Source organism: Pseudomonas lurida, assembly GCF_002563895.1.
Lineage (GTDB): Bacteria > Pseudomonadota > Gammaproteobacteria > Pseudomonadales > Pseudomonadaceae > Aquipseudomonas > Aquipseudomonas lurida.
This window is the reverse complement of record NZ_PDJB01000001.1, coordinates 1659223-1674898: the sequence shown is the minus strand read 5'-3', so window position 1 is coordinate 1674898 and position 15676 is coordinate 1659223. Positions and strand designations below refer to the sequence as shown.

Below are 15676 nucleotides of genomic sequence, written 5' to 3'. Positions count from 1 at the left end.
GATCACGCCTGATGCAAATACCAGCGCCAATCCTGCTCGCCCACCTCGCCCATGAACTGCCGGTATTCGGCGCGTTTGACCGCCAGGTACACACCGAGGAACTCACTGCCGAAGGCCTCTCGTGCCCAGCTCGATTCTTCGAGGGCGCGCAGGGTGGTCAACCAGTCAGTGGGCAGCAATTCCTTGGCCTGGGCGTAACCATTGCCTTCTACCGGGGCGCCGGGGTCGCGCTGTTCACGGATGCCCCGATGAATTCCAGCCAGGATCGCGGCGGCTGCCAGGTAAGGGTTGGCATCGGCACCGCAGATGCGATGTTCGATATGCCGCGAAGGGGCCGGCCCGCCCGGCACGCGCAGGCTGACGGTGCGGTTGTCCACGCCCCAGGTGGCGGCCAACGGTGCGTAGCTGTTGGTCTGGAAGCGACGGTAGGAGTTGGCGTTGGGGCAGAACATCAGCAGCGAGTCGAGCAAGGTGCTGAGCATGCCGCCCACTGCCTGGCGCAACAGCGGCGTGCCGTCGGTGGCCTCGCTGGCGAACAGGTTGTTGCCCTCGGCATCCGCCAGGCTCACGTGCATGTGCATGCCGGTGCCGGCCAGGTCGTCGAACGGCTTGGCCATGAAGCAGGCGCTCATTCCGTGCTTGTGCGCCACGCCCTTGACCAGGCGTTTGTAGCGCACGGCTTCATCCATGGCTTGCAAGGCGTCGCGGCGATGCTCCAGGGTGATTTCCACCTGGCCCGGCGCGTATTCGGAAATCGCCGTGCGCGCGGGAATGCCCTGCAGTTTGCAGGCGCTGTAGAGGTCGGCGAGGAACGGTTCGATCTGCTCCAGCTCGCGCAGGCCGTAGACCTGGGTCGAGCGCGGGCGCCCACCATCCACATCCCGTGCCGGTTGCGGGCGACCGTTGCTGTCGGACTTCTGGTCGAGCAGGTAGAACTCCAGTTCCGCCGCCATCACGGGGTAATAACCGTCGGCCTTGAGGCCGTCGATCACCTTGGCGAGCAAATGCCGGGGATCGGCCACGGTGGCGGGCAGGCCTTCGGTGGGGTGCATGCTGACTTGCACGGCGGCGGTGGGGATCAGGCGCCACGGCATGCGTTGCAAACTGCCGCTGATCGGGTAGGCGCGGCAGTCGATGTCACCCACTTCCCAGACCAGGCCGGAGTTTTCCACGTCGTCGCCGTTGATGGTCAAGCCAAGGATGGTGCTGGGCAGCGGCCGGCCGCTTTCATACACCGCCAGCAGTTCATCGCGATGCAACAACTTGCCACGCGGCACGCCGTTATTGTCGAGGATAAACAGCTCGAACATCTCGATGTCCGGGTGTTGCTCAAGGAAAGACTGGGCTTCGTGCAGGCAGGCAAAAACACTCATGGGCATTCTCATACGTATGTGTCGGGCAGGCGCACAGGTGCACGCCATCCAGGGCTTGGGTCAACGTAGGAATGAGGTATCTGGTGGGCGTGCGTGTCGGCAGTGAAACAGGGCCCAGAATGCGAGATCGGACGGCAGTGTCGCGGGGTGGGTGTCGGAAGAGCCGTCCATGCGGGGATCACAGTGCTAGAGATAACCGCCAGCGTCACACGCCTGCATAGGGGGTTAAATTCAGGGTTGACGGAGTTTGGTTGCAACTTGGCTAAACATTCGTCGCGCCTTGCCACCTTGTCCGGTGCTGGAAATAATGAGCGCCCTGCCCATGCCCCAAGGACTCGACCGCATGAAAGTTCCTTTTGCCCTGTGTGTACTCGGCCTGGCAACCAGCGCCCTGGCTGACACCGCCCCCTCGCGCCTTGACCAGGTGCTTGAAAGGGGCACGCTCACGGTCTGCACCACCGGCGACTACAAGCCCTATACCTCCCTGCGTGCCGACGGCCGTTATGAAGGCATCGACATTGCCATGGCCGAATCCCTGGCCAAGAGCCTCAACGCCAAGATCCACTGGGTGCCCACTACTTGGAAAACGCTGATGCCGGACTTCCTGGCCCAGCGCTGTGATATTGCCGTGGGCGGGATTTCGGTATCCCTGGAGCGCCAGAAAAAGGCGTTCTTCAGCCAGGCCTTGGGCGTCGACGGCAAGATTCCGCTGGTGCGTTGCGCAGACGTGCAGCGTTACCAGACCGTCGAGCAGATCAACCAGCCCCAAGTGCGGGTGATCGAGCCGGCGGGCGGCACCAACGAAGTGTTCGCCCGCGCTCATCTGGGCCAGGCGCAAATCCGTTTGCATGACAACGTGACCATCTTTGACGAATTGCTGGCAGGCAAGGCCGACGTGATGATTACCGACGCCAGCGAAGCGCGTTACCAGCAGAAGCTCAAGCCCGGGCTGTGTGCGGTCAACCCGGAACGGCAGATGCAGTACAGCGAAAAAGCCTTCTTGCTGCCTCGCGATGATGTGGCGTGGAAAAGCTATGTCGACCAGTGGCTGCACCTGAGCGTCGCCACCGGCGTCTATGACGGCATCGTCAATCAATGGCTGGCGGCGCCTTGAGCGCTGGGCGTCTACGCTGTGTGCACACCAACAATAACGAGGGATGGGCCATGAAGGGACTGCTCCGACTCACTTGGCTGCTGCTGTTGTGTTTCAGCCAAGTGCACGCCGCCACGACTCAGGACGAGGACGCGCAGGCGGCCAAGGCGCTGCTGGAAAAAGCCTTGGCTTACTACCAGAGCAACGGCGACAAGGCCTTTGCCGCCTTCAGCCGGCAAGGCGAGTTCATCGACCAGGACCGCTACGTGTTCGTGGTCGATACCAAAGGCGTGCTGCTGGCCAGTGGCGGGCCCTCCTCCGCTCTGATCGGCCGCGATGTGTCCGAAGTGCTGGGCCCGGATTTGCGCCAGTCCTTCAAGGATGCACTCAATCGTGCGCAAGGCCAGGGCATCCAGCAAGCTGATTACCGCTGGCAGAACTGGAACGACGGCAAGGTCGAGCATAAGCACGTGTTTTATCAGCGCGTGGGTGATCGCATCCTGGCAGTGGGTTATTACCTGCCCCGGGCCACGCCGGAACAGGCCAAGGCCTTGCGCAACAAGGCAGTGAACGCGTTGCTCAAGGATGAAGCCGGCACGCTCAAGGCCATCAACTCACTGCAGGGTGGGTTCCTGCAGGATGACCTCTATGTGTTTGTGGTGGACCTCGATACCCGGCGCTACGTGGCCCATGGCACTAATTTGCGGTTGGTCAACACGGACTTCAGCAAGATCAAGGACCCGGATGGCAAGCCCGTGGGAGAGCCGATCCTGAAGTTGATGGCCGAGCAGGATCAGGGGGAATACAAATACCGGTGGAAGAATCCGGTGACCGATAAGGTTGAGAATAAGCATGCTTATGTGCGCAAGGCTGGGCATTTCATGGTGGCGGTCGGGTACTACAGTCCTTGATGGAGCGTTGAGATACGATTTGCTGTGGGGGGTTGTTTACCGATGTAACCGTAACCCCCGCGATCCAACTCTGGAAGCGGGCTTGCCCGCGAAGGCGCCCTGACAGCCAACCACTATCTGCCTGTCACCCCGCGATCCAAAAATGTGGGAGCGGGCTTGCCCGCGAAGGCGCCCTGACAGCCAACCACTATCTGCCTGTCACCCCGCGATCCAACTGTGGGAGCGGGCTTGCCCGCGAAGACGGCCTGCCAGCCAACCACTCTCTTCCTGACACCCCACGATCTAAAAATGTGGGAGCGGGCTTGCCCGCGAAGGCGGCCTGACAGCCGACCTGGATGTTGGATCAGACCGGGTACATATCCGTTATTAAGGTTACGGCTGATATTGGTTCCGCTCTTACAGCGGGTCACTTTGGAAAAGAGCCCCAAAGTAACCAAAGGGCTCTTGCCCCAACACTCGGCACCTCGCTCACGCTCGGTGTGCCCGTAATCCGACAGTGATTTGGGGGGCCGCCGCCACGCGCCCTCCATGGCGCGGGGCGGCTAAACCGGCATCCCTGCCGGTTTACCCCCCAAATCCCTGTCGAATTCCGGCCAGCGTGTTTGATGGGGCGCCTGAGATCAAAAGCAGGATCAAGAGCAACGGCGGCTCGCTTCGCATCGTGGTGCGGGTGCGGGTGCGGGTGCGGGTGCGGTTGGTTGCCACAACGCTGTTTAGATTCCTACTGGGCCGCCGGGCAGTTTAGTTGGCTTTGTCTTCGCGGCCGCGCAGCACTCGGTTTGGCATTGCGATTGCTGCCGCGAGCCCCAGCAGCGACACGGCTGCACTGACCATCAGCAAATGCCGGAACGTCACTGCCAATTCGCTGCGCAGGGCGTCCTGCGCCGGGCCGGGTGCGGCGTTGAGGCCGTCGAGCAGTACGTTGCCAGAGCTGCCTTCGGCCGCCAGTGCGCCGCTGGCCAGGTGGGCGAAACTTGAATCCTGCAGCAACGCCAGCAACAACGCCGACATGCATGCCACGCCTACTGCGCCGCCCAAGGAGCGGAACAGGTTGGTGGTGCTGGTAGCGACGCCGATGTCGCGTTGTTCCACCGAGTTCTGTGTGCCCACCAGCGAGGTGGGGAATTGCATGCCCGCAGCGATCCCGGCCAGCAGCATGAACATTGCCGTCAGCCCCACCGCCTGGGGGGCGCTCAAGGCCATGCCGAGGATCGCAAACGGGCTGAGCAGCGCGCCGCTGAGGATCATCGGTTTGTAACGTCCGGTCACTGACGTCATGCGCCCGGCAAAATAGGCGCCCATCGGCAAGCCCATGGCCAGCGGCAGCAGGTGCAGGGCCGCGCTGTCGGCCCCGGAGCCGGTCACCGTCTGATAACGCAGCGGCATCAGCACCGTCAGGGAAATCGCCTGGAAACTGGTGAAAAAGATCGTGCACCAGCACAACACCGCACTGCGGTTGGCGAACAAATGCATTGGCAGCAAAGGCTCGCGCGCACGCCGCTCGTGCCAGACAAACAGCGTCAATGCCACCAGCGCGCACACCAGCAGGCCCAGCACTTCGTCGTCGCGCCAATGATGGCCCTGGCCGATTTCGGTGATGCCCAGCAGCAAGGCCGTCAGCCCGACAATCATCAACAGGGTGCCGAGGTAATCGATGATCGGCTTGCGCTGCGGCACCGGCAGCCCGACCAGGGTGCGATGGGCCACGTACCAGGCGCCGGCGCCCAAGGGCAAGTTGATCAGGAACACCCAGCGCCACGACAGGTACTCGGTCATGTAGCCGCCGAGCACCGGCCCGGCCACGCTGGCCACCGCGTACATGCTGCTGAAATAGCCCTGGTAGCGCCCGCGTTCGCGGGGCGGGATGATGTCGCCGATGATCGCCTGGCTCACCGAGATCATGCCGCCGGCGCCGATGCCCTGGAGGATCCGCGCCAGCACCAGTTGCTCCATGCTGTTTGCCATGCCGCAGAACAGCGAGGCCAGGGTAAACAGGCCCATGCCGATCAGCATCATCGGCCGCCGCCCGTACAGGTCACCGAGCTTGCCATAGATCGGCACCGCCACGGTCATCGCCACCATGTAGCCAGAGATGACCCAGGCCAGCAGGTTGACGTCATGAAACTGCGCGGAAATGGCCGGCATGGACACAGCGACAATGGTCTGGTCCAGGGCCCCCAGGAAGATCGCCATCATCAGCGAGGCGAGGATGCTGCGCACGGCGGGCAGCGGCGGAACGGGCTGGTTGAGGTGCGTCACGGCAGAACCTTCGAGCAGGGCCCGCAGGAAAAGGCAGCCCGCGGGAATGCTCGATACGATAGCAGGCTATTCGATAGCTTCGTAAGGAAGTCCGACGTAATTTTCTGCGATGGTCTTGCGCCCCGCCTCGGAGTGGATGAAGTACTCGAGCTCACTCTCGGCGATACGCTGGCTGAACCCGTCCGCCTCGGGAAACTGGTGCAGCATGGAGGTCATCCACCACGAAAACCGTTCGGCCTTCCACACCCGCCGCAGGCAGATGGCGGAGTAGCGTTCCAGCAAGTCCACCCGCCCCTCGCGGTAGACCTTGAGCAGGATCCGATACAGCGTGCTCACGTCACTGGCTGCGAGGTTCAAGCCCTTGGCCCCCGTGGGCGGCACGATATGTGCCGCGTCCCCCAGCAGGAACAGGCGTCCGTACTGCATCGGTTCCACCACAAAACTGCGCAGCGGCGCGATGCTTTTCTCGATCGAGGGGCCGGTCACCAGGTGTTCGGCGAGATGGCTGGGCAGGCGTGTTTTCAGTTCGTCCCAAAAGCGTGCATCGGACCATTCATCAATAGGTTCGTCCACCGGCACTTGCAGGTAATAACGGCTGCGCGTGGGTGAACGCATGCTGCACAGGGCAAAGCCACGCGGGTGCTTGGCGTACACCAGTTCAGCGTGCACTGGTGGCGTGTCGGCGAGGATGCCCAGCCAGCCGAATGGGTAGACCCGCTCGAAGACCTTGAGTGAATCCGCCGGGATCGATTGGCGTGCAACGCCGTGGAAACCATCGCACCCGGCGATGTAGTCGCACTCCAGGCGAAAAGCTTCGCCCTGATGCTCGAACGTGAGCCAGGGCTGATCACTTTTGAGCCCGTGGGGCTGAACGTTGCGGGCTTCGTACAGGGTGATGGCGCCAGCGGCAGTGCGGGCAGCCATGAGGTCGCGGGTGACTTCGGTCTGGCCGTAGATCATCACCGACTGACCACCGGTGAGCGCCTTGAGGTCGATGTGGGTCAGTTGATCGTTGAGCGCCAACTCGAAGCCATCGTGCACCAGGCCTTCGTTGTCCATGCGCTGGCTGACGCCCGCCTGCCTCAGCAGGTCGACCATGCCTTGTTCCAGCACCCCGGCACGGATGCGGCCTTGCACGTAATCAGCGCTCTGGCGCTCTAGGATGAGGGTCTCGATACCGGCGTTGTGCAACAGTTGGCCGAGCAACAGCCCCGCGGGACCGGCGCCGATAATGGCGACTTGGGTGTTCAACGTTTTCATTATTTTTATCGCCCGCAAGCTCCACCCGAACGGATAGGGTGAAAGAGTGGTCATTGGTCTTGTAGCTGACATTTTTCACTTGAGTGGCCGGCATAAGAAGGTGAAAACTGAGACAAAGCCTGCGCTTTTTGCCAATCGGGGCGATTACCGCACCACTCTCCTGAGTATCGGATTGAAACCATGACCAAAACCGCGATTCCGGTCTTCAAGCTTTACGGGGAACACCAGCAATGGCCGACCCCCGATTTGTTGCACTGCGAAACTATTTCCCGACGCAGCCGGGAATACCAGTGGGAAATCCAACCCCACCGGCACGCGGATCTGTGCCAGTTGCTGTACGTGCACAAGGGCCAGGCACAGTTGGAAATCGAAGGCCAGCGCTCCACGCTGAATGAAGCGACCTTGCAGGTGTTGCCACCCCTGTGTGTGCACGGGTTTCATTTTTCCGAGGATGTCGAAGGCTACGTGGTGACGCTCGCGGCGCCGCTGGTCAGCCACTTGCAAGCCCAGTTGGGCACCACGGTAGACGGCTTGCACGCGCTGGGCTGCTATACAGCGGGCAAGGACAGTGACTACCTCAACAGCCTGTTTGTGCGCTTGCAGGAAGAGTACGCCGACGAACAACCGGCGCGGGACATGATGATGCATGCACTGGTGAGCGTGCTGCTGGTCTGGATCAGCCGCCAGGCCATCCAGCGTCGCCACCCACGGGCCCCCAGGGGTCAGGAATACTTCCGGCGCTTTACCCAACTGGTCGAGCAACACTACCGCGAGCATCCGAAGATCGAGGACCTGGCCCACAAGCTGGGCATCTCGGTCTCGCACCTGAACGGGACATGTCGGGAATTGGGGGGGCAGCCGGCGCTGCAGATCATGCACGACCGCCAGCTGCTGGAGGCCAAGCGGCTGCTGACCTACACCAGCATGACCATCAATGAAATGTCGGAGGTATTGGGTTTTTCCGACCCGACCAACTTCTCTCGGCTGTTCCGCCGCCGGGTCGGGTTCTCACCCAAGGCGTTTCGCGAACAACTGAAGAGCGAAACGCCTCAGCCCTGAATGTGGCAGCAGGCTTTTAGCGCAGGGCGCTGAAGCTGCCGGTGTGCGGAACGCATTGGTCCTGATGGCAGCTGATCGCAAAGGTTGGCTGCATTCGGGTCTGCTCCACGCGGTAGGCGGCAGTTGCGTAAAGCGCGCTGGCGATGGCGCACAGGCTGAAAATCATCAGGTACTTTCTGGTTTTAATGCTCATGGCACAGACCTCTGAGCGGATCTACACGGTGCTATCCAAAGCATAGGTCAACCAGCGCGAGTTGCCATTATTGGGCGCCATTCAACACATTTATGTCGGGTTCAAAGACCGATATCCCAGACGGGTTCTTCCGGGAACCGCAGCACCAGGAAATCAAGCAGACTGCGCAGCGCCAACGGCATGTGCTTGCGCGAGGCATACACCGCGTAGACATTCATTTGCTGGGGCTCAGCCTCGGGCAGCAAACGGATCAGTTCGCCGCTGCGGATGTAATCCCCCGCCTGATAACTGGGCAACCGTGCCACCCCGGCCCCCGCCAGCGTCACCCGCAACAAGGTCGTCGCTTCATTGGCGGTGATATTGCCCTGCACCGCCACGGACACCGGCTCGCCGTTCTCGGTGAAATGCCACAGGCTTTTGCCGAAGTAAGAGTGCGTCAGGCAATTGTGTCCAGCCAGGTCGTGCACCTGGCGTGGCTGCGGGTGCTCCAGCAGGTACGCCGGCGACGCGCAGATCACCGAACGACAAAGCGTCAGCTTGCGTGCGATCAGGTTGGGGTCAAGTTCAAAACTGGTGCGGATTGCCAGGTCGATACGCTCATCCACAAGGTTCACCGTGCGGTCGAGCATCTGCAGATCGATGCTGACCAACGGAAAACGCTTCACGTACTCGGCCACGGCATCCGCCAGCTGCGCCTGGCCGAATGAGCTGCTGACACTCAGCCGCAACTGGCCGCGTGGCGCCTCGTCCGGCTCACTGACGGCCGCCTGCATGTCACTGCACAGCTCCAGCATCTGCCGGCAGCGGGGCAGCATTTCACCACCGGCGGCGGTGAGGCTGAGCTTGCGCGTGGTGCGATGCATCAGGCGCGCGCCGACCCAATCCTCGAGCTCGGCCAGGTACCGCGAGACCACCGGTCGCGACAGCTCCAGTTGATCCGCAGCGGCCGACTGGCTGCCCAGGTCGACTACCGTCACAAACACTCGCATTGCTTGAAGACGATCCATGATTTGCCCGCTTTTAGAAACAAACTATGTCCAAGCATGGCATTTTTTGTTGTGTTTGGTGCAACTAAGCTCTGTGCATCACTTACCTCCTGCTGGAGCTGCACATGATCTCGACGCTCAAACGATTGGCCATCGCCACGGCTGCCCTGGCCTTCGCCGCCCATGCCGCGGCCGCCGACCTGAAGCTGGACGCCTACAACCCCGGCACCTCGGCGATGATGCCCGTGAGCTCGGTGCTGGTCAGCGGCGAGAAAGACCTCATCCTGGTGAACGCCCAATTCGGCAAGTCCCAAGCCGAGCAGCTTGTGGCAAAGATTCGCGCCAGCGGCAAGCACTTGACCACCATCTATGTCAGCGACGGCGACCCTGACTTCTACTTTGGCCTCGACACCCTGACGGCCGCTTTCCCCGACGCGAAGGTACTGGCAACCCAGCCCGTGGTGAACCACATCAAGGCCACCATTGAGCAAAAAATCGCGTTCTGGAGCCCGAAGCTGGGGGCAGACAAGCCAAGCAAAGCCATCATCCCGCAAGTGCTGAAAGGCCATACCCTGACCCTCGAAGGCAAGACGCTGGAAGTGATCGGCCTGGACGGCGCGCAACCGGACCGCACCTTTGTGTGGATTCCATCGATCAAGGCCGTGGTCGGGGGCGTCGTCGTCTTTGAAAACACCCACGTCTGGATGGCCGATACGCAAACCGCGAAGTCCCACACCGACTGGCTGGCCACCTTGCAACGCATCCAGGACCTGAAACCGTCCACCGTGATTCCGGGCCACTACCTGGGTACGCCCACCGTACAGTCCGTGGCCTTTACCGCCGACTACATCAAGGCTTTCGATATCGAGACCGCCAAGGCCAAGGACTCGACTGCACTGATCGCGGCGATGAAAAAGCGTTACCCGAACCTTGAAGACGAAAGCAGCCTGGAACTGAGCGCCAAAGTCGCCAAGGGCGAAATGAAGTGGTGATGGGTTTTAACCCTTAACGTACTGGAGAACGTCATGAGCAAGATCGCAATCATTGGGGCCACCGGCCGTGCCGGTAGCCAACTGCTGGAAGAAGCCTTGCGCCGTGGGCATAGCGTCGTGGCCATTGCGCGCAATACCGACCCATTGGCCGTGCGCCCGGGCGTCACCGTGAAGCAAGTTGATGCACTGGATGCCGACGCCCTGCAACAGGCCATCAGCGGCAGCGACGTGGTGATCAGCGCGGCGCACTTTGCCACCCTGCCCGCCAGTGCCGTGATCGAGCCCGTGAAGAAAGCCGGGGTGAAACGCTTGCTGGTAGTGGGCGGGGCCGGTTCTCTGCTGCTGCCGGGTGGCGGTCGGGTGATCGACAGCGAAGGTTTCCCGGCTGAGTACAAGGCCGAAGCCAGCGCAGGCGCAGCGTTTCTCGACACGTTGCGTCAGGAAAAAGCATTGGATTGGACCTTCCTGTCGCCATCGGCGGAGTTCGTTGAAACCGAACGTACCGGCACATTCCGTGTGGGCCAGGATGATCTGCTGGTGAGCAGCGAAGGCCGTAGCTGGATCAGCTTTGCCGACTACGCCATCGCCCTGATCGACGAAGTTGAATCGCCGAAACACTCGCGCCAACGCTTCACCGTGGGTTACTGACCCGACACGGTTAAAACGGTGGGAGCTGGCCAGCCAGCCCCCACGGTTGATCTTCAGCGCTACGAGTGTCGTGCCTGGCTGACCAACCAATCCATCAGTGCCTCAAGCCCCGCCGAAGGCTCGGTGCCCGGCGGATACACCAGGTAATACCCCATCCCCGTCGGCACCCGCAGTTCAAACGGCGTCGCCAACCGCCCTGCCTTCAAATCCTCGCCAATCAACGCACTGTCGCCAATCGCCACGCCGGAACCTTGGGACGCTACCGTCATGGCCAGATCCAGCGTTTCAAAATGATGCCCCTGGCTCAAATTGCTGAGCCGCGTACTCGCCGCCTTCAGCCACAGCGCCCAGTCCCGCTCGTCCCGCGTGGGGTGCAGCAGTACCTGTTGCTGCAGGTCTGCCGGGGTGTGCAACCTCCCGAGCAAGGCCGGCGCGCAGACCGGGGTGAGCTGTTCATCGAACAGGTGCCGCGCCTCGGCCGACTGCTCGGCGATAGGCGCATAGATCACTGCAGCGTCGAATTGCTCACGGCGAAAGTCCACGGTGTAGGCCACCGTGGTGGTGAGTTCGACCGGCACGTCCGGGCGCTCTTTCTGCCATTGCATCAGGCGCGGTAGCAGCCAGCGCATCACGCAGGTGGAGGCCTTGAGTTGCAGGGTCTGGCGGCGACTGCCGATCTGCTCGACCGCCTCGCCGAGCAGGCCGAACACCTGTTGCGCGCGCAGCGACCATTCGCGGCCTTCTTCGGTCAGGCTCAAGCCCCGCGCCTGGCGTTGGAACAGCGCGTAGCCCAGGTGGCTTTCCAGCCCGGCAACCTGCCGGCTCACCGCGCCCTGGGTGATGTGCAATTGCTCGGCGGCACGCGTGAAGTTGCAGCACTGGGCCGTGATCCAGAAGGTGTGCAACGCAGGCAGCGGCGGGAGGCGTTTCATGAGGGCTGAGCCATGACGTGAGGACATGGCTAGTATGACTTTTTATCGATTGTTGCCGCTACGGGCCAGCCGGTCCAATAACGCCCTACCTCAACAATAAGAGCGACACCTATGGCGACCTGCGGCGAAGTATTGGTCAACCTCCTGGAAGGCTACGGCGTGGACCAGGTGTTCGGCATCCCCGGCGTACACACCGTGGAGCTGTACCGCGGCCTGGCCCGCTCCAGCATCCGTCACGTCACCCCGCGCCACGAACAGGGCGCTGGCTTCATGGCCGACGGTTACGCGCGCACCCGCGGCAAGCCTGGCGTGTGCTTCATCATCACCGGCCCCGGCATGACCAATATCACCACCGCCATGGGCCAGGCCTATGCCGACTCGATCCCGATGCTGGTGATTTCCAGCGTGCAGTCACGCAGCCAGTTGGGCGGCGGGCGCGGCAAGTTGCATGAGCTGCCGAACCAGGGCGCGATGATGGCTGGCGTGGCGGCGTTCTCCCATACCCTGATGTCGGCAGCAGAATTGCCAGGCGTATTGGCGCGGGCCTTTGCGTTGTTCCAGGCCGGGCGACCGCGCCCGGTGCACATCGAAATCCCGTTGGACGTGCTGGTGGAAAACGCCGACGCACTGCTGGGCAGTGAGCCGGTGAGCGTGGCCCGTGCCGGGGCGGCGCCGTCGGCGGTCAAGCAGATGAGCCAGTTGCTCGCCGCGGCCAAAAAACCGTTGATTCTGGCCGGTGGCGGCGCCATCGATGCAGCCCCGGCACTGACGCAATTGGCCGAGGCGCTCGGCGCGCCAGTGGCGCTGACCATCAACGCCAAGGGCATGCTGCCTGCCCGCCATCCGCTGCTGATCGGCTCGACCCAGACCCTGGTCGCCACCCGCGCGTTGGTGGCAGAAGCAGACGTGGTCCTGGCCATCGGCACCGAACTGGCAGAAACCGACTATGACGTGACCTTCGCCGGGGGCTTCGAGATTCCCGGCGCGTTGCTGCGCGTCGACATCGACCCGGACCAGACCGTGCGCAACTACCCGCCTCAAGTCGCCTTGGTGGCCGATGCACACATGGCCGCCGAAGCCTTGCTCGCCGAACTGGACAGCAAGCCATTGCCACCCCGTGACAGTGCCTGGGGCGCTGAGCGTGTCGCGCGCCTATGGGCCGAACTGAACCCTGCCTGGGATGCGGCTACCCGCGCGCAAACCCTGTTCCTCCACACTGTCCTGGAAACATTGCCCAACGCCGTGCTGGTCGGCGATTCCACCCAACCGGTGTACAGCGGCAACCTGACCCTGAACCTCGACCACCCGCGCCGCTGGTTCAACTCATCCACTGGCTACGGCACCTTGGGCTATGCCCTGCCCGCCGCCATCGGTGCCTGGCTGGGGCGCGGCGACGGGCAACCGGTGGTGTGCCTGATCGGCGACGGCGGCCTGCAATTCACCTTGTCGGAACTGGCCAGCGCCGTGGAAGCCCGCACGCCGGTCATCGTGCTGCTGTGGAATAACCACGGCTATGAAGAGATCAAGAAATACATGGTCAACCGCGCGATCGAGCCGGTCGGCGTAGACATCTACACCCCGGACTTCATCGGGGTGGCCAAGGCACTGGGTTGTGCTGCCGAAAGCATCCAGGGCATCGCGCACCTGCGTACGGCATTGCGCAGTGCTGCAGATCGCCCGGGGCCGACGCTGATTGAAATCGAACAGGGCCAGTGGATGCGGGAGGTCGCGGTATGAGCGCGGTGTTGAACGGGATCTATATCGACGGTTCGTGGCGTGCCGGTCATGAAGTACTTGAGGTGATCAACCCGGCCAGCGAGGCCGTTTTGGCCAAGGTCAGCGTTGGCGATGCGAGCACCGTGGCCCTGGCGGTGGATGCGGCCAGTGCCGCCTTTGTCGGTTGGTCGAAAAGCACCGGCCGCGATCGCGGCGCGCTGCTGCGCAAGATCGCCCAGGGCGTGAGCGAGCAGCGCGAACAGCTGATGCACCTGCAGTCGAGCAACAATGGCAAGCCGCTGTTTGAAGCGGCGATTGATGTGGACGACGTGATCGCCACCTTCGAGTACTACGCCACGGTGGCCGACGGCATGGACGCCGGCCAGGACCGTCCGGTAGTGCTGCCCAGCGCCGACTTCAGCGCACGCCTGCGGCGTGAACCGTGCGGCGTGGTGGGGCTGATCGTGCCGTGGAATTTCCCGATGGTGACCACCGCCTGGAAACTCGCACCGGCCCTCGCAGCCGGTTGCTGCGTGGTGCTGAAGCCCTCGGAAGTGACGCCGTTGGCAGAGCTACAGTTGGCGCGGATCATCGCCGAGGCAGGCTTGCCGGCTGGGGTATTCAACCTCGTGTGTGGCCCGGGCCTGGAGGTCGGCGCGCCGCTGGCGGCGGATCATCGGGTGGCGAAGATTTCCTTCACCGGCAGTAACGCAGTCGGTGTGCACGTAATGCAGCGCGCCGCCGAAACCATCAAGGGTGTGAGCCTGGAATTGGGCGGTAAGTCCTCGTTGCTGGTACTGGCGGACGCCGACCTGGACCTGGCGGTGGAACTGGCCTGTGGCGGCGGTTTTTTCAATGCCGGCCAGATGTGTTCCGCCACCAGCCGCGTACTGGTAGCGGACAGCATGGCGGATGCATTCCTGCAGCGTCTGCAGGCGCGGGCCGAAGGCATTCGCGTGGCCGATCCGTTTGCCGACGCGGTGGAAATGGGTGCCTTGATCAACCGCGTGCAGTATCAGCGGGTGCTGGGGCATATCCAACGAGGCCTCGAAGACGGCGCCCGCTTACTCTGCGGTGGCGCGCGGCCGGTGGACTTGCCGAAGGGCTTCTTCATTCGTCCCACCGTGTTCACCGATGTGCCGTTGGACAGCGCACTGTGGAACGAAGAAATTTTCGGCCCGGTACTGTGTGTACGTCGTTTTGCCTCGGAGGAAGAAGCTATCGCCCTTGCCAATAACAGTGACTTCGGCCTGGTCGCCAGTGTGGTCAGTGCCAATACCGAGACCGCCGAACGCGTGGCCAATGCCTTGCAAGCCGGGCTGGTGTGGATCAACGCACCGCAAGTAATCTTCCCGCAAACCGCATGGGGCGGTTACAAGCAGAGCAGCATCGGCCGCGAATTGGGGCCGTGGGGGCTGGCGGCGTTCCAAGAGATCAAGCACGTGATCCGGTCTAACTAGCCACGCAACATTCACATGGGAACTGGCTCACCTGTGAAAAGACCGGCATCCCCACAACAGTGAAGCAACCACCCCTAACCACGATGCGAAGCGAGCCGCTGTTGCTCTTGATCCTGCTCTTGATCCTGCTCTTGATCTCAGGCGCCCCATCAAACACGCTGGCCGGAATTCGACAGGGATTTGGGGGGTAAACCGGCAGGGATGCCGGTTTAGCCGCCCCGCGCCATGGAGGGCGCGTGGCGGCGGCCCCCCAAATCACTGTCGGATTACGGGCACACCGAGCGTGAGCGAGGTGCCGAGTGTTGGGGCAAGAGCGTTTTGCTTACTTTTGCGCTGTTCAAAAGTGAGCCGCTGTAAGAGCGGAACCCATAGCAGCCGTTACCTGAATAACGGATATGTCCCCGGTCTGATCCAACATCCAGGTCGGCTGTCAGGCCGCCTTCGCGGGCAAGCCCGCTCCCACAGTTGGATCGCGGGGTGTCAGGAAGAGAGTGGTTGGCTGTCAGGCCGCCTTCGCGGGCAAGCCCGCTCCCACATTTTTAGATCGTGGGGTGTCAGGGAGAGAGTGGTCGGCTGTCAGGCCGCCTTCGCGGGCAAGCCCGCTCACACATTTTTGAATCGCGAGGTGTCAGGCAGAGAGTGGTCGGCTGTCAGGCCGCCTTCGCGGGCAAGCCCGCTCCCACAGTTGGAGCGCGGGGTGACAGTTAGAGGGTGGTTGGCTGCGGGGCCGCCTTCGCGAGCAAGCCCGCTCCCACATTTTTGGATCGCGAGGTGACAGGCAGATAGGGGTTGGC

At 62.5% G+C, this 15676-nt stretch carries 13 protein-coding genes; 7 read left to right on the top strand and 6 right to left on the bottom strand.

Annotated features, from left to right (window positions below):
- Positions 1-2: 2 nt before the first annotated feature.
- Positions 3-1373 carry a glutamine synthetase family protein gene (locus tag ATH90_RS07605; RefSeq protein WP_034102509.1) on the bottom strand — a complete coding sequence of 457 codons (1371 nt, stop codon included), beginning with the start codon at positions 1371-1373 and terminating at the stop codon, positions 3-5.
- A gap of 343 nt (positions 1374-1716) precedes the next feature.
- Between ATH90_RS07605 and ATH90_RS07600 the strand changes: the two genes are divergently transcribed.
- Both ATH90_RS07600 and ATH90_RS07595 read left to right on the top strand, forming a co-directional pair.
- Entirely contained in the window at positions 1717-2487 is a 771-nt protein-coding gene (locus ATH90_RS07600; protein WP_034102508.1) for a transporter substrate-binding domain-containing protein, read from the top strand.
- Between the two features lie 50 nt (positions 2488-2537).
- Positions 2538-3377, top strand: a complete 840-nt coding sequence (locus ATH90_RS07595; protein WP_098465978.1) for a cache domain-containing protein — start codon at positions 2538-2540, stop codon at positions 3375-3377.
- A 741-nt stretch (positions 3378-4118) separates the two neighbouring features.
- Here ATH90_RS07595 and ATH90_RS07590 read toward each other — a convergent pair.
- Together ATH90_RS07590 and pobA are read right to left on the bottom strand one after the other, a co-directional pair.
- Complete coding sequence (locus ATH90_RS07590; protein ID WP_098465977.1) at positions 4119-5636, bottom strand: MDR family MFS transporter; 1518 nt, start codon at positions 5634-5636, stop codon at positions 4119-4121.
- 66 nt (positions 5637-5702) lie between these two features.
- The gene (pobA, locus tag ATH90_RS07585; RefSeq protein ID WP_392396933.1) at positions 5703-6887 is read right to left on the bottom strand and encodes a 4-hydroxybenzoate 3-monooxygenase; all 1185 of its coding nucleotides are present in this window, start codon (positions 6885-6887) and stop codon (positions 5703-5705) included.
- A gap of 189 nt (positions 6888-7076) precedes the next feature.
- Here pobA and ATH90_RS07580 point away from each other — a divergent pair, with 189 nt between their 5' ends.
- On the top strand, positions 7077-7955 hold the full coding sequence (locus ATH90_RS07580; RefSeq protein ID WP_034102500.1) for a helix-turn-helix domain-containing protein: 879 nt from the start codon (positions 7077-7079) through the stop codon (positions 7953-7955).
- Between the two features lie 16 nt (positions 7956-7971).
- On the opposite strand, the gene ATH90_RS29335 is transcribed toward ATH90_RS07580, so the two are convergent.
- Together ATH90_RS29335 and ATH90_RS07575 are read right to left on the bottom strand one after the other, a co-directional pair.
- The gene (locus ATH90_RS29335) at positions 7972-8148 is read right to left on the bottom strand and encodes a hypothetical protein (protein ID WP_164403623.1); all 177 of its coding nucleotides are present in this window, start codon (positions 8146-8148) and stop codon (positions 7972-7974) included.
- Positions 8149-8249: 101 nt separating this feature from the next.
- Entirely contained in the window at positions 8250-9155 is a 906-nt protein-coding gene (locus ATH90_RS07575; RefSeq protein WP_069022339.1) for a LysR family transcriptional regulator, read from the bottom strand.
- A gap of 104 nt (positions 9156-9259) precedes the next feature.
- Here ATH90_RS07575 and ATH90_RS07570 point away from each other — a divergent pair, with 104 nt between their 5' ends.
- Both ATH90_RS07570 and ATH90_RS07565 read left to right on the top strand, forming a co-directional pair.
- A complete protein-coding gene (locus ATH90_RS07570; RefSeq protein ID WP_034102502.1) occupies positions 9260-10126 on the top strand; it encodes an MBL fold metallo-hydrolase in 867 nt (288 codons plus the stop codon).
- Positions 10127-10159: 33 nt separating this feature from the next.
- Positions 10160-10774: an NAD(P)-dependent oxidoreductase gene (locus ATH90_RS07565; RefSeq protein ID WP_069022335.1), complete on the top strand. Its 615-nt coding sequence runs from the start codon at positions 10160-10162 to the stop codon at positions 10772-10774.
- Positions 10775-10833: 59 nt separating this feature from the next.
- On the opposite strand, the gene ATH90_RS07560 is transcribed toward ATH90_RS07565, so the two are convergent.
- Complete coding sequence (locus ATH90_RS07560) at positions 10834-11706, bottom strand: LysR substrate-binding domain-containing protein (protein ID WP_098465976.1); 873 nt, start codon at positions 11704-11706, stop codon at positions 10834-10836.
- Between the two features lie 111 nt (positions 11707-11817).
- Here ATH90_RS07560 and ATH90_RS07555 point away from each other — a divergent pair, with 111 nt between their 5' ends.
- The gene (locus ATH90_RS07555; RefSeq protein ID WP_034102505.1) at positions 11818-13443 is read left to right on the top strand and encodes a 5-guanidino-2-oxopentanoate decarboxylase; all 1626 of its coding nucleotides are present in this window, start codon (positions 11818-11820) and stop codon (positions 13441-13443) included.
- Positions 13440-14882, top strand: a complete 1443-nt coding sequence (locus ATH90_RS07550; RefSeq protein WP_098465975.1) for an aldehyde dehydrogenase family protein — start codon at positions 13440-13442, stop codon at positions 14880-14882. The genes ATH90_RS07555 and ATH90_RS07550 overlap by 4 nt, the downstream gene beginning before the upstream one ends.
- Positions 14883-15676: the final 794 nt, after the last annotated feature.